This window comes from Streptomyces sp. CNQ329, from assembly GCF_000482585.1.
The window spans coordinates 399403-424781 of the sequence record NZ_AXVU01000001.1; the positions used below are offsets into that span (position 1 = coordinate 399403).

22 protein-coding genes are annotated in these 25379 nt (G+C 74.7%); 11 read left to right on the top strand and 11 right to left on the bottom strand.

Translation table 11 applies throughout. The annotated features are described in order from the left end of the window. Nucleotides 1-95: 95 nt before the first annotated feature. Both I003_RS0101765 and I003_RS0101770 read right to left on the bottom strand, forming a co-directional pair. Nucleotides 96-641, bottom strand: a complete 546-nt coding sequence (locus tag I003_RS0101765) for a DUF6643 family protein (protein ID WP_027769907.1) — start codon at nt 639-641, stop codon at nt 96-98. Between the two features lie 179 nt (nt 642-820). Further along, nucleotides 821-1975 (bottom strand): glycosyltransferase, encoded by a 1155-nt coding sequence (locus I003_RS0101770; protein ID WP_027769908.1) that lies wholly within the window; start codon nt 1973-1975, stop codon nt 821-823. 536 nt (nt 1976-2511) lie between these two features. Here I003_RS0101770 and I003_RS0101775 point away from each other — a divergent pair. From I003_RS0101775 to I003_RS0101785, 3 genes are read left to right on the top strand one after another with little or no spacing between them, the layout of a single operon-like run. Further along, the gene (locus tag I003_RS0101775; protein ID WP_027769909.1) at nt 2512-3312 is read left to right on the top strand and encodes an aspartate/glutamate racemase family protein; all 801 of its coding nucleotides are present in this window, start codon (nt 2512-2514) and stop codon (nt 3310-3312) included. 44 nt (nt 3313-3356) lie between these two features. Next, a complete protein-coding gene (locus tag I003_RS0101780; RefSeq protein ID WP_027769910.1) occupies nt 3357-3887 on the top strand; it encodes a hypothetical protein in 531 nt (176 codons plus the stop codon). Between the two features lie 56 nt (nt 3888-3943). Next, nucleotides 3944-4432 (top strand): NUDIX hydrolase, encoded by a 489-nt coding sequence (locus I003_RS0101785; protein WP_027769911.1) that lies wholly within the window; start codon nt 3944-3946, stop codon nt 4430-4432. 152 nt (nt 4433-4584) lie between these two features. On the opposite strand, the gene I003_RS0101790 is transcribed toward I003_RS0101785, so the two are convergent. From I003_RS0101790 to dhaK, 4 genes are all read right to left on the bottom strand, one after another. Further along, nucleotides 4585-5616: a 2-dehydropantoate 2-reductase gene (locus tag I003_RS0101790; protein WP_486584048.1), complete on the bottom strand. Its 1032-nt coding sequence runs from the start codon at nt 5614-5616 to the stop codon at nt 4585-4587. 200 nt (nt 5617-5816) lie between these two features. Further along, nucleotides 5817-6221: a PTS sugar transporter subunit IIA domain-containing protein gene (locus tag I003_RS0101795; protein ID WP_027769913.1), complete on the bottom strand. Its 405-nt coding sequence runs from the start codon at nt 6219-6221 to the stop codon at nt 5817-5819. Further along, the gene (gene dhaL / locus I003_RS0101800) at nt 6214-6825 is read right to left on the bottom strand and encodes a dihydroxyacetone kinase subunit DhaL (RefSeq protein ID WP_027769914.1); all 612 of its coding nucleotides are present in this window, start codon (nt 6823-6825) and stop codon (nt 6214-6216) included. Before dhaL ends, I003_RS0101795 begins: the two co-directional genes overlap by 8 nt. Nucleotides 6826-6913: 88 nt before the next feature. Continuing rightward, nucleotides 6914-7906: a dihydroxyacetone kinase subunit DhaK gene (gene dhaK, locus I003_RS0101805; protein ID WP_027769915.1), complete on the bottom strand. Its 993-nt coding sequence runs from the start codon at nt 7904-7906 to the stop codon at nt 6914-6916. A 234-nt stretch (nt 7907-8140) separates the two neighbouring features. On the opposite strand from dhaK, the gene I003_RS0101810 reads away from it, so the two are divergent. The 4 genes from I003_RS0101810 (at nt 8141) to I003_RS0101825 (ending at nt 14223) form a co-directional block, all read left to right on the top strand. Next, complete coding sequence (locus I003_RS0101810) at nt 8141-8923, top strand: class I SAM-dependent methyltransferase (protein ID WP_027769916.1); 783 nt, start codon at nt 8141-8143, stop codon at nt 8921-8923. Nucleotides 8924-9043: 120 nt separating this feature from the next. Then, nucleotides 9044-9958 carry an oxygenase MpaB family protein gene (locus I003_RS0101815; protein WP_027769917.1) on the top strand — a complete coding sequence of 305 codons (915 nt, stop codon included), beginning with the start codon at nt 9044-9046 and terminating at the stop codon, nt 9956-9958. 35 nt (nt 9959-9993) lie between these two features. Next, on the top strand, nt 9994-12507 hold the full coding sequence (locus I003_RS0101820) for a protein kinase domain-containing protein (protein WP_027769918.1): 2514 nt from the start codon (nt 9994-9996) through the stop codon (nt 12505-12507). Nucleotides 12508-12666: 159 nt separating this feature from the next. Continuing rightward, a complete protein-coding gene (locus I003_RS0101825) occupies nt 12667-14223 on the top strand; it encodes a phytoene desaturase family protein (RefSeq protein WP_027769919.1) in 1557 nt (518 codons plus the stop codon). Nucleotides 14224-14236: 13 nt separating this feature from the next. On the opposite strand, the gene I003_RS0101830 is transcribed toward I003_RS0101825, so the two are convergent. Beyond that, on the bottom strand, nt 14237-16048 hold the full coding sequence (locus I003_RS0101830) for a serine hydrolase (protein ID WP_027769920.1): 1812 nt from the start codon (nt 16046-16048) through the stop codon (nt 14237-14239). Nucleotides 16049-16295: 247 nt separating this feature from the next. Between I003_RS0101830 and I003_RS0101835 the strand changes: the two genes are divergently transcribed. Further along, nucleotides 16296-17138, top strand: a complete 843-nt coding sequence (locus I003_RS0101835) for an endonuclease/exonuclease/phosphatase family protein (RefSeq protein ID WP_037719823.1) — start codon at nt 16296-16298, stop codon at nt 17136-17138. A 116-nt stretch (nt 17139-17254) separates the two neighbouring features. Continuing rightward, nucleotides 17255-17494: a DUF397 domain-containing protein gene (locus I003_RS0101840; RefSeq protein WP_027757485.1), complete on the top strand. Its 240-nt coding sequence runs from the start codon at nt 17255-17257 to the stop codon at nt 17492-17494. 4 nt (nt 17495-17498) lie between these two features. On the opposite strand, the gene I003_RS0101845 is transcribed toward I003_RS0101840, so the two are convergent. Both I003_RS0101845 and I003_RS0101850 read right to left on the bottom strand, forming a co-directional pair. Then, nucleotides 17499-18206, bottom strand: coding sequence for a leucine-rich repeat domain-containing protein (locus I003_RS0101845; protein WP_027769922.1), 708 nt, complete (start codon nt 18204-18206; stop codon nt 17499-17501). An 8-nt stretch (nt 18207-18214) separates the two neighbouring features. Further along, nucleotides 18215-18946 carry a maleylpyruvate isomerase family mycothiol-dependent enzyme gene (locus I003_RS0101850; protein ID WP_027769923.1) on the bottom strand — a complete coding sequence of 244 codons (732 nt, stop codon included), beginning with the start codon at nt 18944-18946 and terminating at the stop codon, nt 18215-18217. A 140-nt stretch (nt 18947-19086) separates the two neighbouring features. Here I003_RS0101850 and I003_RS0101855 point away from each other — a divergent pair, with 140 nt between their 5' ends. After that, complete coding sequence (locus I003_RS0101855) at nt 19087-19590, top strand: hypothetical protein (RefSeq protein ID WP_027769924.1); 504 nt, start codon at nt 19087-19089, stop codon at nt 19588-19590. A gap of 108 nt (nt 19591-19698) precedes the next feature. Beyond that, a complete protein-coding gene (locus I003_RS0101860) occupies nt 19699-22047 on the top strand; it encodes a glycoside hydrolase family 95 protein (RefSeq protein ID WP_037719825.1) in 2349 nt (782 codons plus the stop codon). On the opposite strand, the gene I003_RS0101865 is transcribed toward I003_RS0101860, so the two are convergent. Together I003_RS0101865 and I003_RS0101870 are read right to left on the bottom strand one after the other, a co-directional pair. Then, nucleotides 22032-23906 (bottom strand): N-acetylmuramoyl-L-alanine amidase, encoded by a 1875-nt coding sequence (locus I003_RS0101865; RefSeq protein ID WP_027769926.1) that lies wholly within the window; start codon nt 23904-23906, stop codon nt 22032-22034. The genes I003_RS0101860 and I003_RS0101865 overlap by 16 nt on opposite strands. 163 nt (nt 23907-24069) lie before the next feature. Next, entirely contained in the window at nt 24070-25191 is a 1122-nt protein-coding gene (locus I003_RS0101870; protein WP_027769927.1) for an aminoglycoside phosphotransferase family protein, read from the bottom strand. Nucleotides 25192-25379: the final 188 nt, after the last annotated feature.

The window sequence follows — 25379 nt, forward strand, 5'->3', positions numbered from 1 at the left end:
CTGCTCTGCCCCCACCTCGTGCGTCGGCTTGGCTGGGGCACCACCGTAGCGCGCGCGGAGAGGTGGGCCGGCCATTGTTCAGGCCCGGCCGGTGCTCAGTAGCGCTGTCCGTCCTGGTAGTACGGGCGGGCGTACTGGTCCGCGTACGTCTGCGGGGACGCCGGCCGGGCGGGCTGGGCCGGCTGCGGCGGCGTGGGCCGCGGGGCGACGGGGCGCATCGCCTCGTACCCGGGCGGCGCCGACTGCTGCTGCGGGCGCGGCTGTTGCGGCTGAGGGCGCTGCTGCTCGTACCCCTGGTCCCAGCGGGCCGGCTGCGCCTGCTGCGGGATGAACGGCTGCGGCGGGACCGGCTGCGGGGCGGGCTGGTGGCCGTAGACCGGGGGCTGCGGGCTGGGCGCGACGTGCGTCCCGTGCGGCGGGTGGGGGTGCGGCGCGGGCGCGGGCGCCGGCACCGGGGCGGGCGGCAGGGCGGCGCGGGGCGCGGGCAGGGCCGGCAGGTGGTGGCCGGCCTCGTACGAAGGGACCCGGATCGGGGCGATCTGGGGGGTACCCCGCTCTTCGACCAGACTGTCGTAGATCGGGGTGTCAGGGAAAGGCGACGCGGCGAAGTAGCCGCTGCCGTACGGGCGGGGGGAGGTCATACCCCATAAGTTAAGCCCACGATGTGGTCGTTGGGGAGACCGATAAGAGGGTTGTTTTGCGGGTTCGAAGTGACCGACCCTTATCAATGCGTGTCAACAAGGGTGAATCGGGCTTCTTGTCGCGTTGAGATTCGGTAAAGAGCAGGTGAACGGGAGGAGTTGGGCTACCCACGCGTAGCTCACGCGTAGGTCCGGCCCTTCCAGGCGGCGCCCTTGCCGCGGTGGTGCCGCAGGGCGGAGTCGAGCGTCATGAGCAGATAGAGCCCGGCGGTGAACGGCAGCAGGGCGGCGGCCCACGGCGGCTGCCCGTAGTACCGCAGCACGGGCAGATACGTCCCCGTCATCGCCCCCCACGCGAGCGTCCCCGCCACGGCGGCACCGGGCGCGCCGCCGAGGAGCCCGGCGGCCAGCGCCAGCGGCGGCACGAGGTACACGAGCGCGAGCCCGCCCACGGCGGCGGCCAGGAGCAGCGGACTGTGCCGTAGCTGGGCGTACGCGCTGCGCGAGACCATCCTCCACAGCCCGGCCAGCCGCGGGTACGGCCGTACGCTGTCGACCCGCTCGGCGAGTCCCAGCCAGATGCGCCCGCCGGTGCGCTTGACCTCACGGGCCACGGACACGTCGTCGATGAGCGCCCCGCGCACCGTCTCGGGGATCCCCGCCCTGCGGGCGGCGTCCGCCCTGAGCAGCACGCAGCCGCCGGCCGCGGCGGCGGTCCTGCCGCCGGCCCGGTTGACCCAGCGGAACGGGTAGAGCTGGGCGAAGAAGTACACGAAGGCGGGCACGACCAGCCGCTCCCAGCCGGTGGCGGTACGCAGCCGGGCCATCTGCGACACCAGGTCGTACCCGCCGGCCTCGGCGGCGGCGACCAGCTCCCGCAGGCTCCCCGGCCGGTGGGCGATGTCGGCGTCGGTGAGCAGCAGGTACTCGGCGTCGGCCCGGTACGCCCGCTCGATCCCGTGCCGCAGCGCCCAGAGCTTCCCGGTCCACCCGGGCGGGGGCTCACCGGGCGAGGAGACGGTGAGCGGCAGAGCGCCGTCCCCGGCTTCGGCGGCGAGCGTACGGGCGGTCGCCGCGGTGCCGTCGGTGCTGCCGTCGTCGACGAGGAACACCTGCGCCGCCCCCGGATACGACTGCGCCAGCAGCGAGGGCAGGCTGTCCGGCAGCACGGCGGCCTCGTCCCGCGCGGGCACGACCACGGCCACGGTTGGCCACTGCGCGGGCGGCGGGCGCAGCGGCAGCCGGACGTCGGTCCGCCAGTAGAGCCCTTGTCCGAGGAGCAGCCAGGCCCAGGCGAGAACGGAGAGCAGGGCGGCCCACGAGAGAAGAGTCACGCGCCAAGTCTCCCGTGCCGCCCCCGCCGGGCGCGAGCACCGCGGGGGTGGGTCGAGGGCCGGCGAGCGCTCAGGGCGGCGGGTGAGGTGCCTCACGCCGCGCCGTGCGCCGACGCCCTCGGGGTGCCGGGGCACAGGGCGGTGGCGCCGCTGCGGGAAACCACGCACCCGCCCCCGGGCCCCGCCGGGTCCCCGCGGGGCGGGTGAGGGGCGGTGACCTGCGGAGGCCGCGGGTCGGTGGCGGTGCGGCCCGTGCGGCGGTTCCGCCGCAGGCGCCTCCTGTCGCGGCCACGGGGTTCCGGGCGCCCCACGGCCGGCTGCCGGGGCCCCTCCACCGGCCACGGGAGTGCGTTCCCGGGCGGTGGGCGGCTCGCTGCGCGCTACCGCCGCGGCGGTAGCGCGCAGCCCGGTCCGGTGCCCTCCGGGGGCGTCGCTTCCCCGGCCCGGCCCCCCCGGGGCCCGGGGTCGCCCCGGGTGGCCGGGACGCGTACGGTCGCGGCCCGCCTGGTCCGGCCGGAAGCACTACAGTGACCGGCGTGAAGATCGCGCTTGTGGACTCCGGGCTGGGGCTCCTGCCCGCCGCCGCCGCGGTGCGGCGCTTGCGGCCCGATGCCCGGCTGGTGCTGTCCTCCGACCCCGACGGCATGCCCTGGGGGCCCCGGGAGCCCGCGGATCTGACGGAGCGGGTGCTTGCCTGCGCGCGGGCTGCCGCCGCGCACGGGCCGGACGCGCTCGTCGTCGCCTGCAACACCGCCTCCGTGCACGCCCTGCCCGCCCTGCGCGCCGAGCTGGAGCCCGCGCTGCCCGTCGTCGGCACCGTGCCCGCCGTCAAGCCCGCCGCCGCCGGCGGCGGGCCGCTGGCCGTCTGGGCCACGCCCGCCACCACCGGCAGCGACTACCAGCGCCGGCTGATCCGCGACTTCGCCGGCGGCGTCGCCGCCACCGAGGTGCCCTGCCCCGGCCTCGCCGACGCCGTCGAGCACGGCGACGAGGCCGCCGTGGACGCCGCCGTCGCCGCCGCGGCGGCCCGCACCCCCCGCGACGTCACCGCCGTCGTCCTCGGCTGTACCCACTACGAGCTGGTCGGCGCGCGCATCCGCGCCGCCGTCGGGCAGCCCGCCGCCCCGCCCCCGGCGCTGCACGGCTCCGCCGACGCGGTCGCCGGGCAGGTCCTGCGCCGCATCGGCGCCGTCCCGGAGCCCTCCGCGGCCCCCTCGGACGACCTCACCGTCCTCCTCGGCGGCCGGCCCGGCGCCCTGCCGCCCGCCGCCCTCGGCTACGCGGAGGGGCGCCTGCTGGCCGGGGCCCCGGCCCGCTCCGGCGCCGTTCCCGGTTAGCCGCCGGACTGCCGCGGCCGACCGACTGGCGTACTCTCGGGAGCATGAAGGACGACCGCCCCTGTGTGTGGACCGGGCGGGCCACGAGCCGTGTGCAGTGGCTGCTCGCCCTGATCGGCGCTGCCTGCGTAGCCCTCGGCATCGACCTGGCCGTCGCGGCGCCCTGGACGGGCGGGCTCGTTCCGCTGGTCATGTCGGTCGTCGGCTGCATCGCCGCCGGCCTGCTGGTGCTGGCCGGGACCCTGGCCTTCGTGCACGTGGCGGTCAGCGTCGACGACCACGCCCTGGAGATCCGCTGCGGCCATTTCGGGCTGCCGCGCCGCCGTATCCCGCTGAGCGACGTGCTCGCGGCCGAGTTCGAGCCCCGGGTGACCCCGCGGCACTGGGGCGGCTGGGGCTACCGCTGGCGCCCCGGCAAGGGCACCGCCGTGGTCGTCCGCCGCGGCGAGGGCCTGGTGCTGCGGCTCGCGAACGACCACGACTTCACGATCACCGTCGACGACGCGGACGAGGCGGTACGCGCCATCCGCGACCGGCTGCGCCACTCCCTCGGCGGGAGCGCCGCCGAGGCGTGATCCGCCGCTCACACCGCGTTCCCGGCCGCCGCCGGGCCCCGTTTACGCTTGCGCCCATGGCGACACCCGACTTCATCCGCGAGCTGCGCGCGACCGCAGGCCGGCAACTGCTCTTCCTCCCCGGCATCAGCGCCGTCGTCGTCGACGACGCGCGGGTGCTCCTCCACCGGCGCGCCGACACGGGCCGCTGGTCGATCGTCGGGGGCATCCCGGAGCCGGGGGAGCAGCCGGCGCAGGCGGCGGTCCGCGAGGTGCACGAGGAGACGGGGGTCGTGTGCGCGGTGGAGCGGGTCGTGGCGGTGGAAGGGCTGGACCCGACCGAGTACCCCAACGGCGACAAGTGCCAGTTCATGGACATCACGCTGCGGTGCCGCGCCACGGGCGGCGAGGCGCGGGTCAACGACGACGAGGGGCTGGAGGTCGGCTGGTTCGACCCGGAGGCCCTGCCGGAGGGCCTGGAGGAGTTCGCCCGCCACCGGATCCGGCTGGCCCTGGCGGACGGCCCGACGTGGTTCGCGGAGCCGGCGGCGGCAGCGGGCACGTAGGGTGCGGGGCGCGGAGGACCGGGAAGGCCCGCTTCGTACGGGCCGGGCCCCCACGCCCGCGGCGACGGGGCCGCCTGCCGGGCCGTACGCCTCAGGCGGGCGCCCGGCGCGGGGCGCCGGGCCTGCGCGCAGCGCGGGGCGGGCCGTCTCCGTCAGCCCGCCGCGTCGCGCTCCGCCGCCGCCGTCAGCTCCGCCAGCAGCTCCGCGCCACCCCACCGCCGCGCCTCGGCCGACTTCTGCGACTCCGCCTCCAGGACCAGCTCGGCCAGCCGCGCGTTCGCCGGCGCCCGCGTGCCGTGGAGCGCCGCCAGCACGGTCACCTCGCCCTGCAGGGTGTCGATCTCCGTCGGGCGGCCCCGCTCGAGGTCGTCCCACATCGAGGAGCGGGCCTGCGCGTCCACGCGCAGAGTCGCCGCAGCCAGCCGGCGGAAGAGCCAGTCCGGCAGCCGGAGCACCAGCGGCATGAGGCCCGGCGGTACCGGGCCCAGGCGGGCGGGGGCCACGTTCGCCGCGCGGAAGGCGGCCAGCGCCTCGCGCTGGCACAGCGCCAGGCACGCGCGGTACGAGCGCTGCCCCAACTGTTCCCGCAGCGGAAGCCCGGACAGCGCGTTGATCGCGTTGTTGAGGTTCATCAGCAGTTTCGCGTGCTGCACGTCGGGCATGTCGTCGCGCTGCTCCACCTCCAGCCCCGCCTGCGCCATCGCGACCACCAGCGGCGCCGAGCGCTCGCCCCCGTCGAGCATCAGCGAGCCCGCCGTGCCCTGGTGGTAGACGCCGGGCGCCGCCTGCACCACGTTGTACGGGACCATGCCGGTCACCACCGCCCGCCCCGGCAGCCCTTCGCGCAGCAGCGCGGGGTTGCGCAGCCCGTTCTGAAAGCTCACGACCGTCGCGCCGGGGGCGAGGTGCCCGGCCAGGTCACGGGCGGCCTGCACGGTGGCCGCCGACTTCACGGAGACCAGCACGTAGTCCGCTCCCGCGGCGGCCTGCGGCCCGGTCGCCAGACGTACCTCGTGCGGCGCCACACGGCGCTCCGCCCGGCCACCGCCGGTCAGCAGCAGGCCGCGGGAGCGCAGTACGTCCATCGCCGCAGGCCGGCCGACTAAGGTGACGTCGGCCACCTCCGCCAGCATGCCGCCCAGATGGCAGCCGATGCTGCCCGCGCCGAACACGGCTATCTTCACGGTGCCGCCCCTTCGTATCCGACGGCGCCTCCACGCGCCGCCCACTTCCGCGGCGCACGCCGGCGCCGCCCGTACCACCGACTGCCTTCCCCGCCGCAAGCGCTCCCACCCGAACCCGGCCGCCGGGATCTCACCGGGCACTCCCGTCCCGGACGCCCCGGAGAACCCCGCCGGCCCGGGTCCGGCCCGCCGGCGGGTGCTCACACCTTGCGGTAGCCGTACGCCTCCTGCGCAGCCGCCTCCACCGCGTCCAGCCCGGCTCCCGTCGAGGCCGTGACGACCGCCGCCACCGCGCCCTCCACGAACGGCGCGTCCAGCAGCCGTGCCTCCGGCGGCAACTCCTCGTCCTCCACCAGTGACTTCACGGTCAGGACGGCGCTGCCCAGGTCCACCAGCAACCCCACGCCCGCACCCTGATCCGCCGCCCGCGCCGCCGCCTTGATGCGGTCCGCGTCGGTGCCGAACCCACCGTCCGCCGTGCCGCCCGCGTGCTCGACGGTCACCGTGTCCACGCCCGCCAGCGCGACCGTCAGGCGCGCCACGGACTCGGCGACCGTGGCACTGTGCGAGACCAGCACGACGCCGACGAGCGGGCCCTCAGTCACCCGACACCGCTTCCGCGGTCCCGGCCAGCGCGCCGACCAGCAGCGCCGATGACGTCGCGCCCGGGTCCTGGTGCCCGATGCTGCGGTCGCCGAGGTACGAGGCCCGGCCTCTGCGCGCCCGCAGCGGAATGGTGTCCTCCGCCCCCTTCTCGGCCGCCGCCCGCGCCGCGTCGTACCCGTCGCCGAGCGCCGCCACGGCCGGCACCAGCGCGTCCAGCATGGTCTTGTCGCCCGGCGCCGCGCCGCCGAGCTTGGCGACCGCGCCCACCCCCTGGTCCAGGGCGGCGTGCAGCGCCGCGTCGGTGACCTCGGCGTCGTCGCCGAGTGCCTTGCCGGTACCGCGCAGCAGCGTGCCGTACAGCGGGCCCGAGGCGCCGCCGACCTTCGAGATCAACTGCCGCCCGGCGAGCACCAGCACCGCGCCCGGAGTCTGCGGCTCCTCCTCCTCCAGGGCCGTCCGCACGGCGGTGAAGCCGCGCTTCAGGTTCGCGCCGTGGTCGGCGTCGCCGATCGCCGAGTCGAGCTCGGTGAGGCGGTCGGCCTCCCGGTCGACGGCCGCCGCGGTGGTGAGCATCCAGCGGCGGAAGAATTCCGCGTCGAGCACGTGCTGCATCCCTTCTCGTACCTGCTTCCCCAGGCCCCCGCGGGCCTTCTGCACGGACGCCTCCCGCGATGCCGCGGGACGGCTCTCCTCACAGCCCCCAGCGCAGCCCCGGCGTGCGCACCGGCGCGTCCCAGAGCCGCAGCAGCTCCTCGTCCGCCTGGCACAGCGTGAGCGAGCACCCCGCCATGTCCAGCGACGTCACATAGTTTCCGACGAGCGTACGGGCCACGGACACCCCCCGCTCCGTCAGCGCCCGGTGCACCTCCGCGTTGAAGCCGTACAGTTCGATGAGCGGGGTGGCGCCCATGCCGTTGACCAGCGCCAGCACCGGACCCGACGGCCGCAGATCCTCCAGCACGGCATCCACCGACGCGTCCGCGATCTCGCGCGAGGTCATCATCGGCCGGCGCTCGCGGCCCGGCTCGCCGTGGATGCCGATGCCCAGCTCCAGCTCGCCGTCCGGCAGGTCGAACGTCGGGCTGCCCTTGGACGGCGTCGTGCACGCGCTCAGCGCCACGCCGAAGCTGCGTGAGGACTCCACCACCTTGCGGGCCAGCGCCTCCACCCGCTCCAGTGGCGCGCCCTCCTCGGCGGCGGCTCCGGCGATCTTTTCGACGAACAGCGTCGCGCCGACGCCGCGGCGGCCCGCCGTGTACAGGCTGTCGGTCACCGCCACGTCGTCGTCCACGAGCACCTTGGCGACCTGGATCCCCTCGTCCTGGGCGAGGTCGGCGGCCATGTCGAAGTTCAGCACGTCGCCGGTGTAGTTCTTGACGATGAACAGCACGCCCCGGCCGGCGTCCACGGCCGCCGCCGCGCGCGTCATCTGGTCCGGCACCGGCGAGGTGAAGATCTCCCCGGAGCACGCCGCGTCGAGCATCCCGCGGCCGACGAAGCCGCCGTGCAGCGGCTCGTGCCCCGAGCCACCGCCGGAGACGAGGCCGACCTTGTCGGTGACGGGCGCGTCCCGCCGCACCACCACCCGGTTCTCGACGTCCACGGTCAGGTCGGGGTGGGCGGCGGCCATGCCGCGCAGGGCGTCCGGAACCACGGTCTCCGGCACGTTGATGAGCATTCGCATGGGGTGTACCTCCGGTGACGTTCGCGCCCGGTGACGATCGGCTCTGGCTTGCCCAGTATCACGGCAGCGACGGCCCCGGTCACTCCCTGGGCGGGCGTCGGAGGTACGCACCTGAGTGAGGCCGGGCCTTCGCCACCCGAACGGCCCTCACGGCGGTGCCTCCCGTCGTCTCCGGCCCCTAGACTCTGCCGCCACCATCCGGCCCGTAACACCGGAATTCACCAGAGGTGCACCTTGCCGAGGAAGAATCTGACAGCAAATCGGACGGCCCTGACACACCGCGTCCGCTACGCCGCGCGCCACCCGGACCGTGTCCCCCGCTATCTCGCCCGCGCCGGCCGCGACGCCTGGCTGCGTCTGCGCCACCGCGACCACGTCGCGTACTACCGGGCGGTGATGCGCTCCGACTCCGCCGCCGACCCGGAGGCGGCCGTGGGCAGCAGGACGCACGACCGCTGGCTGGCGCTGGGAAAGATGCAGTTCGACTACCTCGTGGAGCACGGCCTGCGGCCCGGTGACCGCATGCTGGAGATCGGCTGCGGCAACCTGCGCGCCGGCTGGCGCTTCATCGACTATCTGGAAGGCGGCCACTACTACGGCCTCGACATCTCCCCGGACATCCTCTTCGCCGCCCAGGAAACCCTCGTGCGGCACGGGCTGCAGGACAAGCTGCCCCGCCTCACACCCGTACGGGACCTCACCTTCGCCTTCCTCCCGGACGACCACTTCGACGTCGTCCACGCGCACAGTGTCTTCTCCCACTCCCCGCTGCACGTCATCGACGAATGCCTGGCGCACGTCGGCAGGGTGCTGCGGCCCGACGGCTGGTTCGACTTCACCTTCGACCGCACGGAGGCGGAAGAACACCACGTGCTGCGGGAGGACTTCTATTACCGCACCGAGACCCTGGTGGCGCTGGCGGAGAAGCACGGGCTGCGGGCGGAGTTCATGGCCGACTGGGAGAAGCTGCCCCACGGCCAGTCCAAGATCCGCGTTCGGCTCCCCGCCGGCTCCTGACCCACACGGCCCTCGCCCGCACGGACCGGACGGCGCCCCGGGCCCCGGCGTGCACGCCCGGCGGGTGACAATGGACCCGGCGCACGGCGGGCGCCCGCGCGCCGTTGGAGAGGGGTCCGTATGGGCGTGCCCGAAGAGGAACCGGATCCGGGGCTGTTCGGGCCCGCGTCCGTGACCTGGCAGTTGCACAGCGACCCCGTCATGTGGATCGGCGGAGTCCGGGCGCTGTACCTCCAGGCCCTGCACCCGCGCGCCGTCCGCGGCGTCATGCAGAACTCCGACTTCCGTGCCGACGCCTGGGGCCGGCTCATGCGCACCGCCGCCTTCGTCGGCACCGTCACCTACGCCGCCGCCCCCGCCGCGGAACGCGCCGGGGCGCGCGTCCGCGGCATCCACCGCCGCCTGGGCGCCGTCGACCCCGCCACCGGCGCGCGCTACCGCGTGGACGAGCCCGCGCTGCTGCTCTGGGTGCACTGCGCGGAGATCGACTCCTACCTCCACGTCGCCCGCCGCTCCGGCCTGACGATCCCCGACGCGTACGCCGACGCGTACATACGCGAACAGCGCACCGCCGCCCGCCTCGTCGGCCTCGACCCCGCCGCCGTCCCCGGTGACACCGCCGCCCTCGCGGTGTACTTCGATCGGGTGGCTTCCGAGCTGGCCGCCACGCCCGAATCCGCCGACGTCGACGCCTTTCTGCGCCGCCCACCGGTCCACGCGCTCCTCGTCCCCGCCCGCCGCCTGCTCTGGCGCCGGATCGCCGGCCTCGCCTACGCCACCCTGCCGGAGTCAGCCCACCGCCTCTACGGCCGTCCCGCGCCCCCGGCCGCCGTGGTCGACCGCAGACTGCGCGCGACGGCCGCCCTTCTGCGGGCCGTACCGGCCGGGCTGCGGTGGCGGCTGCCGCCGCGAAACATCCTGAAAGCCATGGATCGCCTCGGCCCCTCCTCGCGGCCCTCGCCTTCCACGCTCGTACGAACGGCAGCCATACTGGACGAGTCGGGGGATAAGGCCACGGGTAACAGCCGAGAGTGACGACGAGGCGGCGACAACGGGGGCGGCAGGGGGAGATGGCGGAGACCAGGCTGATCCAGGGCCGCTACCGGCTCCTCGAACTTCTGGGCCGCGGCGGCATGGGCGAGGTCTGGCAGGCCCGCGACGAGTCGCTGGGCCGCCGTGTCGCCGTCAAGTGCCTCAAGCCCGCGGGGCCGCACCGCCAGGGACACCCTCTCTCCACGGCGATACAGGAACGCTTCCGCCGCGAGGCCCGCGTCGCGGCGCTGCTCCAGCACCGCGGCGTCACCGTCGTGCACGACTTCGGCGAGGACGAGGGCGTGCTGTACCTCGTCATGGAGCTGCTGCAGGGGCGCAACCTCAGCCAGTTGCTGGAGGCCGGCGGGCATCGGCCGCTGCCGGTCGAGGAGATCATCGACATCGCGGAGCAGGTCGCCGCCGCGCTCGCCTACACCCATGACCAGGGCGTCGTCCACCGCGACCTGAAGCCCGCGAACATCATGCGGCTCGGTGACGGCACCGTGAAGATCCTCGACTTCGGCATCGCCCGCCTCGCGCACGACATCGGCTTCACCTCCCGTCTCACCGGCGCGGGGGGCATGGCCATGGGCACCCCGCACTACATGTCGCCCGAGCAGATCTCCGGGGGCGGGGGCATCGACCACCGCAGCGACCTGTACTCGCTGGGCTGTGTGCTGTACGAACTCGCCACCGGCGTACCCCCGTTCGACATGGACGACGCCTGGGCGATCCTCGTCGGCCACCGGGACACCCCGCCGGAGCCGCTGCGTACGCACCGCCCGGAGATCCCGGAGCCGCTCGAACAGGTGGTCCTCGACCTGCTCGCCAAGGCTCCGGAGGACCGCCCCGCGGATGCGGGCGACGTCTCGGCCCGGCTGCGGGGGAGCCGCGCCGCGGCGCAGGCGGCGGGCCCGGGGCGCGGGAACGGCCCGGGACCGGGCCCGGCCGGCCAGGAGGCGGGACACGGGAACAGCGGCGAGAACCGCGAGAACCGGAAGAACGGGGAGAGCGGCGAGGCGGGACTCCCGGGGTGGGCGGCGGGTATGACGACGGGCGCCCGCTCCGTACGCGCCACCCGCACCACCCCGCCCGGCCGTCCGGAAGACGCGCTGCTGCGCACCTGGCCCCCGACCAACGGCACGGCACCCGCCACGACGACGGCAGCGCACGCGTGGCCGGAACGGGGCACGGGGCCCGGCGCGGCCGTGCCCGGCCCTCCCGCCGCCGCCCCCGGCGGCACGCCGGCGGTGGCCAACGCCTACGGCCCCGGCTCCGCCGGGGCGGCCCCCGGCGCCCCCCACACCGGGCACCATCCCTTCTCGCACGCGCCCCCCTCCTCCCACACCCCGCCCCACTCCACCCACCCGCCGCACCCCTACGCGCCCCCCACCTTTCCGCCCGGCCGGCCCGCCGCGCCCCAGCAGGTGCTCGACGCCTTCGCCGGACGGTACGACGCCGCCGTCAGCCTCGCCCGGCTCGGCCGCTGGGAAGAGGCCGCCGCCGCCCACCGCGCCCTCGCGGCAGAACGCGCCGCGGCGCTCGGCGGCGACCACCCCGACACCCTGGCCAGCCGCCACCAGACCGGCCTGTGCCTGGCCCGCCTCGGCCGCACCGCGGAGGCGCTGGAGGAGTTCCGTACCGCCGCGGCGGGCAGGGAGCGGCGCCTGGGCCGGGAGCACGTCGACACCCTCGCCGTCCGGCAGGAGACCGCGTACGCCCTCGGGCAACTGGGCCGGCACGCCGAGGCGCTGGAGGTCTACGGCGGCGTGCTCGCCGACCGCGAGCGCACCATGGGCTACGAGCACCCCGACACCCTGCGCTGCCGCCACAACCTCGCGTACACCCTCAGCCGCCTCGGCCGCTACGAGGAGTCCTACCGCGTCGCCGGCGAGGTCACCGCCGTGCGCACCCGCGTCCTGGGCGCCGACCACCCCGACACCCTCGTCACCCGCTACGAGGTCGGCCACGCCCTGGGCAGCCTCGGCCACTGGGAGCAGGCCCTCGCGACGTACCGCGAGGTCGCCGCCGCCCGCGCCGCCACCCTCGGCCCCGAGCACCCCGACACCCAGGCCGCGCGCTACGAGGCGGGCATCTGCCTGGGGCGCCTCGGCCGGCACGAGGAAGCCCTCGCCCACTACGAGGCGCTGATCGCCGACCGCACCCAGACCCTCGGCACCCGCCACCCCGAGACGCTGCGCGCCCGCCACATCCGCTGCGTCACCCTCGGCCGCCTCGGCCGCTGGCACGACGCGCTCACCGAGGCCCGCGAGGTCACCGCCGTACGCGAACGGGTCCTCGGCCCGGAACACGCCGACACCCTCGCCGGCCGTCGCGAGATCGCCGTCGCGCTGGGCTGGCTGAGCCGCTGGCCGGAGGCGCTGACGGTCCACCGCGAGGTGGCCCGTGCCCGCGAACGCACGCTGGGCGCCAGCCACTCGGAGACCCTGTCGAGCCGGCACGACGAGGCGCACTGCCTGGAGCAGATGGGCCGCACGGCGGAAGCGGCGGAGGTCTACCGCCTGGCGGCCTCCCGCAGGGCGTCGGGCTGAGGCGGACCCGCCGCCCGGCGGCCCCGCCGGGCACGCGCCGTCGCCCCGGCCCCACCGCAGACCCCGGCCACGCGACGGTGGTCACGCCCGGCCCCGGTCGCTGCCCGTGCCGCTCACGTGTCCCCTGGCCCGGAGCGATCTTCCGTGTTACCAAGAGCCATGTCCTTGCGCAGCAGCTACGACGCCGTCGTCGTCGGCGGCGGTCACAACGGCCTCGTCGCCGCCGCCTACCTCGCCCGTGCCGGACGGTCCGTACTCGTCCTGGAGCGGCTGGACCACACCGGCGGGGCCGCCGTCTCCGCCCGCACGTTCCCCGGTGTCGACGCCCGGCTCTCGCGCTACTCGTATCTCGTCAGCCTCCTTCCCCGCGCCATCGTCGACGACCTCGGGCTCGCCTTCGCCGTGCGCAAGCGCGCCGTCTCCTCCTACACCCCCGCCGTACGCGGCGGGCGTCCCACCGGCCTCCTCGTCGAGACCGACCCGGGCTCCGTCACCCGGGAGTCCTTCGCCGCCCTGACCGGCGGCGACCGCGAGTTCGACGCCTGGCAGCGGTTCTACGGCATGACGCAGCGCGTCGCCGAGCGCGTCTTCCCCACCCTCACCGAGCCGCTGCCGGACCGCGGCGAGCTGGAGGCCCGGATCGGCGACCCCGCCGCCTGGGGCGCGCTCTTCGAGCGCCCCCTCGGCGAGACCGTCGAGGAGACCTTCGCCGACGACCTCGTGCGCGGTGTCGTGCTCACCGACGGGCTCATCGGCACCTTCGCCTCCGCCCACGACCCGTCCCTCGCCCAGAACCGCTGTTTCCTCTACCACGTCATCGGCGGCGGCACCGGCGACTGGGACGTGCCCGTCGGCGGCATGGGCGCGTTCAGCGACGCCCTCGCGGACGCCGCCCGCTCCGCGGGCGCGCGGATCGCCACCGGTCACGAGGCCGTCGCCCTGCACACGGACGGCGAACGGGCGGAGGTCACCTACCGGACGGCGGACGGCGAGGGCAGCGTCGCCGCCCGCACCGTGCTCGTCGGCGCCTCGCCCGCCGCCCTCGCCGCGCTGCTCGGTGAGGAGCCGCCGCGGCCCGGCCCCGAGGGCGCGCAGCTCAAGGTGAACATGCTGCTGCGACGGCTCCCGCGGCTGCGTGACGAGCGTGTCGACCCCCGGCTGGCGTTCGCCGGTACGTTCCACATCGCCGAGGGCTACGCGGACCTGGAGACCGCCTACCGGGAAGCCGCCGCCGGCGCCCTGCCGCAGGCGCCGCCGTCCGAGATCTACTGCCACTCGCTGACCGATCCGTCGATCCTCGCCGACGACCTCGTCCGCGACGGCTACCAGACCCTCACCCTCTTCGGTCTCCACGCCCCGGCGCGGCTGTTCGCCGACGACAACGACGCCACCCGGGAAGCGCTGCTGCGCGCCACGGTCGCCCAGCTCGACGCCCACCTCGCCGAACCGCTCGCCGACTGCCTCGCCACCGACGCCGAAGGCCGCCCCTGCATCGAGGCGAAGTCCCCGCTCGATCTGGAGCACGACCTGCGGCTCCCGGGCGGCAACATCTTCCACCGCGAGCTGGCCTTCCCGTACGCGACGGAGGAGACGGGCCGCTGGGGCGTGGAGACGCGGCACGCGAACGTGCTGCTGTGCGGGGCCGGCGCGGTGCGGGGCGGGGGAGTGAGCGGGATCCCGGGCCACAACGCGGCGATGGCGGCGCTGGGAAGGTAGCGCGCCCGCGCGCTCAGTCCGCCGACGCCGTCCAGCCGTCCAGCTCCACCCGCTCCGCGTCCCCGCGGCGCCCGTCGTCGAACAGCACCCGGTGCCCGTCCGTCACCCGTACGTCGTCGACGTACACCCCGCGCCCCACGTACTGCCGGTCCGTCGCATAGCGCCACCGCAGCCGCACCGGCCGCCCGCGCCATCCGCCGAGCCCGGCCGACGCCCGGTGCCACATCCGCCCGGACCACCCGTCCGCCGTGCCGTCCGCGTGCTCGCGCACGTCTCCGCCGCCGCCCCCACCGCGCGGCCGGCGGCTTGTGAACGGCACCGGCTCCCACGTGCCGCCGTCGTCCGCCGACACCTCCAGGTGCACCTTGTCCCACTGCGGCTCGGTGTCCCACCAGAGGGCGAACTCCAGCGACGCCCGCGGATCGCGCACCGTCACCTCGGGCAGGGTGAGCGTCGACGTCTTCTGGTTCGCCATCCCGCCGAACCATGCCTTACGCCCGTCCTCCGGCCGTACCGCCACCGCTCGCGCCAGGTTCGTGCCCGCGGCCACCCGCGGGGCGCTGCCCGTACGCCAGTTGCGCACGGGATGCACCGAGTTGCCGAGGAGGACGAGGAAGGTGTCGGTCGTCGGGTCGACGACCAGCGCCGTGCCGGTGAAGCCGGTGTGCCCCGCGGACCCCGGGGTGGCCATGGCGCCCATGAACCAGTGCTGGTACAGCTCGAAGCCGAGCCCGTGCTCGTCACCCGGGAAGTCCGTGTTGAAATCGGTGAACATCAGCTCCACCGACTCCCGCTTCAGGATCCGAGTCCGCCCGTACGCCCCGCCGTTCAGCAGGGTGCGGCAGAGAATCGCCAGGTCCCACGCGGTGGAGAAGAGTCCGGCGTGGCCGGCGACCCCGCCGAAGGAGTACGCGTTCTCATCGTGCACCTCCCCGCGCACCATCCCGCGGTCCAGCCCCGACCACGGCCTGCGCGCGTCCTCGGTCGCGGCGATGCGCGGAAGCCACGTGGGGGGCGGGTTGTAGCGGGTGTGGCGCAGGCCGAGGGGTCCGGTGATCTCCTCGGCGAGGAGACGGTCCAGCGTCTTGCCGGTGATCTTCTCCAGCACGAGCTGGAGGCTGATCAGGTTGAGGTCGGAGTAGAGGTACGTGGTCCCCGGCGGGTTGACCGGCGCCTCCCGCCACAGCCGGGCGAGCTTGGCCTCCCACGTCGGCTCCGCGTACAGCGGAATCCAGGAGGTGAACCCGGAGGTGTGCGTGAGCAGTTGGAGGACGGTGACGTCCTGCTTGCCCGCCGCGCCGAACTCGGGGAGATAGGAGGCCACGGTCGCGTCGAGGGCGAGGGCTCCGCGCTCGATCTGCTGCACCGCCAGCAGAGAGGTGAAGAGCTTGGAGACCGACGCGAGGTCGAAGACGGTGTCCATCGACATGTCGACCTGCTCCTCCTGCGGCAGCTCGACACCCGTGTCGGTCGTCTCGTCGTACGCCTGGTAGCGCACGGCCTTCCCGATCGCCCGCTCCAGCGCGACGGTCCGCCCGCGGCCGGCGAGAATCACCGCGCCCGCGTACCACGGGTGCGTCGGCGAGGGACCGAGGAACGTCTCGGCGTCGGCGACCAGTTGCCGCAGATGCGGCTCCAGCAGCCCGGCCCGCGCGGCGCTGCCGCGCCGGAGCACGGGCGCACCGGCCGATGCCTCCGCGGCGTGAGCGGGAAGTCCGGTGGAGCCGGGGACCACGAAGAGCGCACCTCCGGTAGCGAGTGCACCGGCGGTGAAGCGCCGCCGGCCCAACTGATCCCATCCTCTGCCAGACGGTGCGTCCGCCATGATTCCGACCCCTCCTGAAAGAATCCTTCCGAGCGCCGCACGAACGGTGGAACTTTCTTCCAGGGCATTCCCGCTGTCAAGACCGCCGCACGACGGCGGCTGCCGGGAGCGGGTGGACGCCGGCGCGTCCACATCCGGGTTCCGCGCCCGCCCGATCGGCTTCATCCACGTGACTCCCACGCCTCATCCCGGGCCCGGAGAGATAGCCTGTGATCGGAAAGCCGGCCCGTCGTAGGGATGCGAACGCATGATCCGCGTCATGACCTGGAATCTCTGGTGGCGCTTCGGGCCGTGGCAGGAGCGGACCAAGGCCATCCTGCACACCCTCCGCGAGGAACGGCCCGACGTCGTCGGACTGCAGGAGGTCTGGGGCCGGGGCACCGACAACCTCGCCGGATGGCTCGCCAACGAGCTGGGCATGAACTGGGCCTGGGCTCCCTCGCCCCAGCCCGGACGGTGGCAGCGGCGTATCGACGACCCCACGATCGACGTCGGCAACGCCGTGCTGAGCCGCTGGCCGATCACCGAGCGGGAGACCGTCGTGCTGCCCGCGGGCGAGGAGGAACCGGACGGCCAGCAGGCGCTGTACGTGCGCGTGGCCGCGCCCGGCGGGGTGGAGGTGCCGTTCTTCACCACGCATCTGATCTCGTACGCCCACGCCTCCGCCACCCGCCTTGCGCAGGTCTCGGCGCTCGCCCGGTTCGTCGGTGAGCGGCGCGGCGACGGGGACTTCCCGCCCGTGGTCACCGGCGACTTCAACGCCGAGCCGGACTCCGACGAGATGCGGCGGCTGTCCGGTACGAAGACCGCACCCGCCGTGCGCGGGCAGGTGCTCTACGACGCCTGGCGCTACGCCCGCCCGGGGACCCCCGGACAGACGTGGGATCTGGCCAACCCGCATGCGGCGCGGATCCTGGAGTGGGATGCGCGGATCGACTACGTGCTGGTCGGGCCGCCGGGTCCGGTGGGGGAGGGGCACGTACGCCAGGTGCGGCGGGCCGGTGCCGCGCCGGTCGACGGGGTGTGGGCGTCGGACCACTGCGCCGTCGTCGCCGACCTCGCCGCCACCGCCGGCGAGGCCGGGGCCTGAACGGGGGCGCCCGGCCGCTGCCTGCCGTGTCCCCGGTCCCCCTATCGTGTCCTGTTCCGTCGCCCTCCGTCGTGGATACCCTGGCTTCGGACGACGCTCACCGGGAGGAGCAGGACGTGGCCAACAGCACCACTCAACAGCCGGCGGCGGGCAGCGGGAAACCGCAGCTCGATCTGACAGGCGCCACGTGGCAGTCGAGCAGCCAGGGGGTGGGGGACGTCGAGATCGCCTTCGTGGAGGGGTACATCGCCATGCGCGACGGGCGCAACCCGGAAGGGCCCGCGCTGATCTTCACCCCGGGGGAGTGGCGTGCCTTCGTCCTCGGCGCCCGTGACGGCGAGTTCGACCTGACCTGACCCGTCACGCCAGCACGGCACAGCCCCGCTCGCGCAAGGCCGCGAGCGGGGCTTCGGTCCCCTCGACCCCGTTCCAGCGCAGGTCCAGCTTTTCGAGCGCGGGCAGGTCCGCCAGCCACGGCGGCACGTCGCCGATCGCGTTGGCCCGCAGATCCAGGCGGCGCAGCAGCGGCAGCCCGGCCAGTGCGTCGGGCACGGCCCGCAGCGCGTTCTCGCGCAACTCCAGCTCGCGCAGTCCGTGCAGCCCCGCCAGGGAGCCGGGCAGCGCCGTGAGCGCGTTGCCGCGCAGCCACAGCTCGCGCAGCGAGGACAGCCGCCCCAGCGACTCCGGCAACCCGGTCAGCCTGCAGTGCTGCGCGCGCAGTTCCAGCAGGCCCGTCATCGCGCCCAGTTCCGCGGGCAGTGCTTCGAGGGGGTTCTCGCCGACGTTGAGGTAGGCCAGTTCGTGCAGGCGGCCGAGTGCGGCGGGCAGCCGGGTCAGCCGGTTGTCGTGCAGGTACAGGCAGCGGGAGAGGGCGGGCAGGGACCCGAGGGCCTCGGGCACCGCGGTGAGCGCGTTGTGCCCCAGGTCCAGGGTGTGCAGGCGGGTCAGGGCGGCGATACCGTCCGGGACGTGTGTCAGCTCGTTGTCGGCCAGGACGAGCACTTCGGCGTCCGTCTCCCGGCACACCTCCGGCGGTACGGCCGTGAGGCCGGACCGCCGGAGGTCCACGGTCCGGGTCACGGCCAGGGGCCCAGTTCGGGCAGCCTGCCGTCGAGCCGGTGGTGCGGCTGGCGGCCCGCCAGCCACGCGGTGAGGTCCGTGAGCCGGCCCCTGATCACCGGCGCACGGCCGGTGGGGTCCTCGCCGCCGGTCACGCCGCCGGCGGCGCCGAAGGTGTGCCGAACGGGCCCGTCCGATTCGACCAGTGTGAGCCCCGCGGGCGCTCGCGGCGCGAGGAACTCGAAGAGGTGCAGGCACAGCTCGCGCGGCCAGGCCGCCGAGCAGGTCGCCAGACGTGCGTCGGCGGTGTGCACCTCCAGCTCGCGCCACCAGCAGTGCAGGGCCCCTCGCAGGTCGCCGTCGCGGTAGCGCACCGGTTTGTCCCAGTCCGTGTCCGCCACCGACCCCCAGACGGCCTCCGCCTCCGCCAGGGTGGCCGTGACCGCCGCGGTCAACTCCGCGGCGCTTCGTACCGCACCCGCCTCGATGCCCGCGTCGCGGGCCGGCCGGCCGCCGTCGTACACCTCGATCAGCTCGCCCTTCAGGGCGTAGCGCGCCTGGCGGGTGAGCGCCCGGCCGATCCCTTCGACGTGCGACAGCACGTGCGCGCGTGTCCAGCCCGGCAGCCTGGACGATTCGCGCTCCTTTCCCTCGGTGAGCTCTGTCAGCGCGATGCGCAGGCGTTCGTGCCCGTCCAGCACGTACGCCCACACCTCCGGTCCCCGCAGCAAGCCCCCGGCCTCCGCCATCCGCCCCTCCTCTGTCATCGACGGGGAGACACTACTCGCGTAGCGGCCGGCGTATGCCGCTTCCGGCAATGCCCGGAGCTGCATGACGGCGGAGGCCGCCCCGGGGGCCGGCGGTGCCGCGGGACCCGTACGATTGGTGCATGGCATTTCTCCGCCGCCGCAGCAGCGCCGCCAAGCCCGCGGGCCCGGACTTCGACGTCCTGGCCATGGACCCGGGCGACTGGCCCGGCGACCTCGGCGCCGGCCTGCTGCCCGGGCCCGACGGAAGCTGCCAGGGGGTCTTTCTGCGGTACGACCTGTTCGGCGGCCGGGGCCCCGCAATGATCATCGGTAATCTGCCGGAAGGCTCGCCCGCGCGCGACGTGCCCGAGGGCCAGCCGCCCTTCGAGGTGGCGCAACTGCTCCTGGCGCTGGAGCACGAGGAGCCGGTGACCGTCACCGGGGTCGAGGACGCGCCCGTGATGCAGGGGGACAATCTGCTGATCGTGCGCCGCCTGAAGCTCTCCGAGGGCCGCGTCTCCTGCGTGCAGTTCGACCGCAGCGACCACGTGCTCGTCACCATCGCGGCGTGGGACCGGCCGATCTCCGAGGATCTGTACGCGCTGCTCAAGCCGCTGCCCGCCGAGTTGTTCCGGCAGGGCTGACGACCGCCCCCGCTCCGGCGCTCCTCCCGCACCACCCCCTCTCCGGCGCAAGTCCGGCGCTGCGCGATATCTTGTCACCCAGTCATCGGACCTCTAGCGTGACGCGGCATGACTGAGGGCATCTCGCGAAGAACCACTGTCAAGTCCGCTATCGGTGCCGCAGGCGCGATAGCTGTGGGACCGGCTGTCTTCTCCGGGGAGGCGGCTGCTTCCGATTCCAGTGACACCTCCGATGAATTGACCCTTTGGTACGGCAAGCCCGCCGCCGACTGGGAGCGCGAGTCGCTGCCCCTGGGCAACGGGGCGCTGGGCGTCGGGGTGTTCGGCACGCTCGCCTCCGAGCAGCTCACGCTCAACGAGAAGACGCTGTGGACCGGCGGCCCCGGCTCCTCCGGCTACGACTTCGGCAACTGGACGCAACCGCGGCCCGGCGCACTGGCCGCGGTGCAGGACCGGATCGACGCGGAGGGGCGGCTCGCCCCGGAGGCCGTCGCCGCGGAGCTGGGCCAGCCCAAGCACGGCTTCGGCGCCTACCAGGTGCTCGGCGACCTCAGGCTCGACCTGGCCGCCGCACCGGACGCCGCCGACGGCTCGTACCGCCGCGGGCTCGACCTGCGACGGGCCGTCGCCACCGTCGCGTACGAGCACGAGGGGGCCCGGCACCTGCGGGAGTTCTTCGTCTCGTACCCGGACGCGGTGGCCGTGGGCCGGCTGAGCGCGGACCGGCCGGAGCGGGTGTCGTTCACCCTGCGCTACACCTCGCCGCGCAACGACTTCCAGGCGACCGCGAGCGGCGACCGGTTGACGATCCGCGGTGCGCTGGAGGACAACGGGCTGGTCTTCGAGACGCAGATCCGCCTCCTCACGGACGGCGGCAGGGTCACGGCCGGAGACGGCACACTGACCGTGAGCGGAGCAGACGCGGCCTGGTTCGTCCTGGCCGCCGGTACGGACTACGCCGACACCTACCCCGACTACCGCGGCCCCGACCCGCACGAGAGCGTCAGGCGCGCCGTCGACCGGGCGGCCCGCTCGCCCTACGCCAAGCTGGTGCAGCGCCATGTCGCCGATCACCGCAGGCTTTTCGACCGGGTCGCGCTCGACGTCGGCGGGCAGGTGCCGGACGTGCCGACCGATGCTCTGCTGGCGGGGTACGGAAGCGGCTCGGCGGCGGACCGGGCGCTGGAGGCGCTGTTCTTCCAGTACGGGCGCTACCTGCTGATCGCCTCCTCACGGCCCGGGTCGACGCCGGCGAACCTCCAGGGCGTCTGGAACAACGTCACCAACCCGCCGTGGAGCGCCGACTACCACGTCAACATCAACCTGCAGATGAACTACTGGCCGGCCGAGATCACCAACCTCGCCGAGACCACCGCCCCGTACGACGACTTCGTCGAAGCCCTGCGCGCTCCCGGCCGGGTCACCGCGAAGGAGCTGTTCGGCAGCGACGGGTGGGTCGTGCACAACGAGACCAACCCGTACGGCTTCACCGGCGTGCACGACTGGGCGACCTCCTTCTGGTTCCCCGAGGCCGCCGCCTGGCTGACCCAGCAGATGTACGAGCACTACCGCTTCAGCGGCTCGACGGACTACCTGCGCACCACCGCGTACCCGGTGATGAAGGAGGCCGCCGAGTTCTGGCTCGCGAACCTGCGCACCGACCCGCGTGACGGCGCACTCGTCGTCACCCCCAGCTACTCCCCCGAGCAGGGCGACTTCACCGCCGGGGCGTCGATGTCCCAGCAGATCGTGTACGATCTGTTCACGTCCACCCTCGAAGCCGCCCGGACGCTGGGCGACGCCCGTGTGTTCCGCGAGCGGCTGGAGCAGGCCCTGGCCGATCTGGACCCGGGGCTGCGGATCGGTTCGTGGGGGCAGTTGCAGGAGTGGAAGGCGGACCTGGACGACCAGAACAACGACCACCGGCACGTCTCGCATCTCTTCGCCCTGCACCCGGGGCGGCAGATCGAAACCGGAAGCCGGTGGGCGGAGGCGGCGAAGGTGTCGCTGACCGCGCGCGGTGACGGCGGCACCGGCTGGAGCAAAGCCTGGAAGATCAACTTCTGGGCCCGGCTCACCGACGGCGACCACGCCCACAAGATGCTCAGCGAACAGCTCAAGTCCTCCACGCTGCCGAACCTGTGGGACACCCACCCGCCGTTCCAGATCGACGGCAACTTCGGCGCCACCTCCGGCATCGCGGAAATGCTGCTCCAGAGCCAGCACGGCCCCATCGACGTACTGCCCGCACTCCCCGGCGCCTGGCCCACCGGCTCGGTGACCGGCCTGCGCGCCCGCGGCGGCGCGACGCTCGACATCACCTGGGAAGACGGCCGGGCCACCCGGATCGTCCTGCACGCCTCCCAAACGCGCCAACTCACCCTGCGCAGCGACCTCCTCCCCGGCGGGGAGGAGACCCTGAACGCACGCGCGGGACGCACCTACACGTTCGGCTGACCGCCGCCCCGGGGCCGCACCACGGTCACCTCCGCCGCCTTCACGTACCCGATCCGGTGGCCCACCTGGATCTGGTGCCACAGAGTGCGGCCCCGGATCACGCGGCTCGCGGCGCCGGTTCCGCCGGTGAGGCCGGGGGCGTGGAAGTACTCACCGGGCAGGGTGCCGCCGAGGACGTAGTGCTGGCCGGGGCGCAGCACGTAGGGCAGAGGGCGGGGCCGCACCGGCTCCACGCCCTCGGGGTACGCGGACGCCTCGGGGAGCGCGAGGCCGTGGACCTGTACGGGGCCTGCGCCGGCACGCGGGGTGAGGGTGGCGCCGGCGCCCGCGATCGCCGTGGGGGCGGAGGCGGGGTTGTGGAACCAGGCCTTCCGGCCCCGGTACCAGATCGCCGTCCAGTCGCCGCGGCGGTCGGCGACGGCGAACTGCTGGCCCGTCGAGGCGCGGGCTCCGGTGTCGTTGACGCCGGTGGAGGAGGGGGCGCCGCCGTGCAGTCCGGGGTCGCCGACCAGCGGGGCGCCGGGCGCGGGCCGGGTGCGGAGGCGGACGGCTCCGGAGCCGTGGGGCGGGCAGGGGGCCGCGGCGTCCTGCGTACAGGCGGTGTAGGCGGGGCGGTGGGTGCGGTAGTCGGGGCGGATCGTCACGATCCGGCCGTCGCTCTGCGCGGCGGGCTCCAGCGGTGCGCCGAGCAGGTCGAAGTAGTGCGCCCAGTCCCAGTACGGGCCGGGGTCGGTGTGCATGCCGGGGAGGTGTTCCGGGTCGCGGGCGGGGACGTTGTCATGGCCGATGATGTGGTGCCGGTCCAGCGGTACGTCGTACGCCTGTGCCAGATGGCGCACCAGCCGCGCGGACGAGCGGTACATCGCCTCCGTGAACCAGGCGTCCGGGTCGGCGAGCCGCGCCTCGTGCTCCAGGCCGATGGACTGCGCGTTGACCTGCCAGTTGCCCGCGTGCCAGGCCACGTCCGAGGTGCGGACGTGCTGGGCGACATGGCCGTCCCACGAGCGCAGCGTGTAGTGCCAGGAGACGAACGCGGGGTCCTGCACGGCCTGGACGGAACCGTCGTAACCGCCCTCGGTGTCGTGCACGACGATGTAGCGGACGCGCTGGTCGTGGGGGCGGCGGGCCTTGTCGTGGTTGCCGTAGTCGGGCTTGCCGTCCTTCCCTTCGTAGACCTCGTACGGCGCGGGCAGCCACTCGCAGGCCAGCTCGGGCGGGCACTCGGCCCCTGCGGGGTCCGCCCGGTGGGCGGCGGGGGCGGCGGCGGTACGGGCGGCGGCGCCGGCCGGGAGCGTGACGGTCTCGCCCGAGTCGGTGGTACGGCGCGCGCCCGTGCGCAGCACCCCGTACACCTCGTCGGCGAACACCCGCGCCGTCGCCGCGTCCGGGGCCTGCGCGTACGCCGCCACCGCGGCGTACCACCCGGCCGCCCCGTCCCCCCGCTCCGCGCCCAGGCGGCGTCCGTGGTCGGCGAGCAGCGCCGCGCCGCCGCGCACGTTGGCGCCGGGGTCCGTACGGAGCCGCGCCGCCGGAATCCCGGACAGCCGCGCCGCGCGCTGCACCGTCTGCGTCCCCCGCCCGCCGTCCTTGCCCGCCGCCGCGCGCAGGTCCGTCAGGTGCATCGGCCCGTACCCGCCCGCCACGCTCGGCGCACCGCCGTGCGTCTCCCAGCGTGACTCCAGGTACGCCACCCCCAGCAGCACGTTCTCCGGCACCCCGTACTGCCGCGCTGCCTCGGCGAACGACGCCTGGAGCGAGCCCTTGCCGGCGTCCGCGCCGCTCGCCGCGGGTGCGCCCGCGGCGAGCAGCGACAGGAGGACGGCGGTGGCCGCGGTACGGCGCGCGAGGCGTCCTGGCACGGGGTCCTCCGGGGTGTGCAGGCGAACGATCACCCAGCACTACCGGCCGGCCTGACAGAGCGTCAATCATTTCGGTGGCGAGTCGCCGCACGTCGGGCCGTTGGCGCAGAGCCGCGGCGAGCGGGTCGGGGCGGCGGTGCCGCGGAGCGCCACCCCGCCGTGCTCACCGCGTTCCGACCGCCGCCCGCACCGCGCGGCGCGCCATCTGCACATCGTCGTGGAGCCTGCGCAGCAGCAGCCGGTGCTCCTCCCCGGCGGTCATCCCGCTGTGCACGCCCACCGGCGGCGCGGGGTCCTTCATCGCCCGCTGCACGGCGGCCTCGTAGGTACGGGCCTCCCGGACCAGTACGAGCATCAGGTTGACCAGGAACCCGTCCCGGTGAACCGTTCCGCCTGCCTGCGCGAGCTGGCTGATCTGCCTGCGCGCGGGCGAGCCCTCGCCCAGCACCGCCCAGAGCGTCGCGAGGTCGTACCCCGGGAGATACCAGCCGGCCTGTTCCCAGTCGACGAGAACCGGGCCCGCGGGGGACAGCAGCACGTTCGACAGCAGCGCGTCGCCGTGGCAGAACTGCAGGTGCCCGGGGCCGATGCCGTGCAGCAGCGTCTGCAGGTCGCCCATGTCGCGGTCCGTGAGCAGGCCGAGCTCGTGGTACCGGCCGAGCTGCGAGCCGTAGTCGAGCGGTGCGCCGAACGCGCCGGCGGGGGGGCGCCACATCCCGATCCGTACCAGCGCGGCGAGCGTCGCGCGCACGTCGGCGTGCGGCGGGACCTCCAGCGGGTGCCGCTGGAGCGCCGCCGCGCGGCCGGGGGTGCGTTCGATGACGAGCGTGCATTTCTCCGGGTCGGCGGCGATCAGCCGCGGCACCCGCACCGGCGGGCGGGCCCGGACGAACGTGCGGTAGGCGGCTATTTCGTGCCGGAGCCTCTCCACCCGCGCGGCTGACCGGTCGACCAGGCACTTCGCCACCGCCGTGGTCCGGCCCGTGGAGCCGACCAGCAGCACGGTGCGGCTGCTGCGGCGCAGCACCTGCACGGGATGGAAGTCCGGGACCACGCGGTGCACCGACTCGATGGCCGCGCGCAGCAGCGCCCCCTGCGGGCCGGTCAGGTCGAGCCGCCCGCTGACCGGGCGGCGTGCGGTGGCGGGAAGCTGTCGCAGGCGTGCGCCGGCTGCCGGTGCGCGGCCCGGGTCGAGGAACGGACCGCCGCCGGCGGCGGTCCGGTGCGGGCCCGGCGGGCGTACCGTACGGACGGGTGCGGACGCGGATGCCGATGCTGCGTACATGGGCGAGACAGATCCCTTCAGGCACGGGCCGGTTGCGCGCCGCCGTCGCCACCGTCCGCTGCCCTCCCCTCCCGGGTCACTCGTCCGGGTGACCGGCTGGGGCCCGGTCCCCGGCGGTGGAGCCCGGGATATTCGGGTGGACAGTGCGGCTGGCATGTGCCCCGGGTCCGGGGCCGGTTGGCGCAGTC

What these genes read in the sequence shown, in the direction of transcription:
- I003_RS0101765 (WP_027769907.1), bottom strand. Translation starts at nt 641, where the DNA reads ATGACCTCCCCCCGCCCGTACGGCAGCGGCTACTTCGCCGCGTCGCCT.
- I003_RS0101780 (WP_027769910.1), top strand. Translation starts at nt 3,357, where the DNA reads ATGAAGGACGACCGCCCCTGTGTGTGGACCGGGCGGGCCACGAGCCGT.
- I003_RS0101785 (WP_027769911.1), top strand. Translation starts at nt 3,944, where the DNA reads ATGGCGACACCCGACTTCATCCGCGAGCTGCGCGCGACCGCAGGCCGG.
- dhaK (WP_027769915.1), bottom strand. Translation starts at nt 7,906, where the DNA reads ATGCGAATGCTCATCAACGTGCCGGAGACCGTGGTTCCGGACGCCCTG.
- I003_RS0101815 (WP_027769917.1), top strand. Translation starts at nt 9,044, where the DNA reads ATGGGCGTGCCCGAAGAGGAACCGGATCCGGGGCTGTTCGGGCCCGCG.
- I003_RS0101820 (WP_027769918.1), top strand. Translation starts at nt 9,994, where the DNA reads ATGGCGGAGACCAGGCTGATCCAGGGCCGCTACCGGCTCCTCGAACTT.
- I003_RS0101825 (WP_027769919.1), top strand. Translation starts at nt 12,667, where the DNA reads ATGTCCTTGCGCAGCAGCTACGACGCCGTCGTCGTCGGCGGCGGTCAC.
- I003_RS0101830 (WP_027769920.1), bottom strand. Translation starts at nt 16,048, where the DNA reads ATGGCGGACGCACCGTCTGGCAGAGGATGGGATCAGTTGGGCCGGCGG.
- I003_RS0101835 (WP_037719823.1), top strand. Translation starts at nt 16,296, where the DNA reads ATGATCCGCGTCATGACCTGGAATCTCTGGTGGCGCTTCGGGCCGTGG.
- I003_RS0101850 (WP_027769923.1), bottom strand. Translation starts at nt 18,946, where the DNA reads ATGGCGGAGGCCGGGGGCTTGCTGCGGGGACCGGAGGTGTGGGCGTAC.
- I003_RS0101855 (WP_027769924.1), top strand. Translation starts at nt 19,087, where the DNA reads ATGGCATTTCTCCGCCGCCGCAGCAGCGCCGCCAAGCCCGCGGGCCCG.
- I003_RS0101860 (WP_037719825.1), top strand. Translation starts at nt 19,699, where the DNA reads ATGACTGAGGGCATCTCGCGAAGAACCACTGTCAAGTCCGCTATCGGT.
- I003_RS0101870 (WP_027769927.1), bottom strand. Translation starts at nt 25,191, where the DNA reads ATGTACGCAGCATCGGCATCCGCGTCCGCACCCGTCCGTACGGTACGC.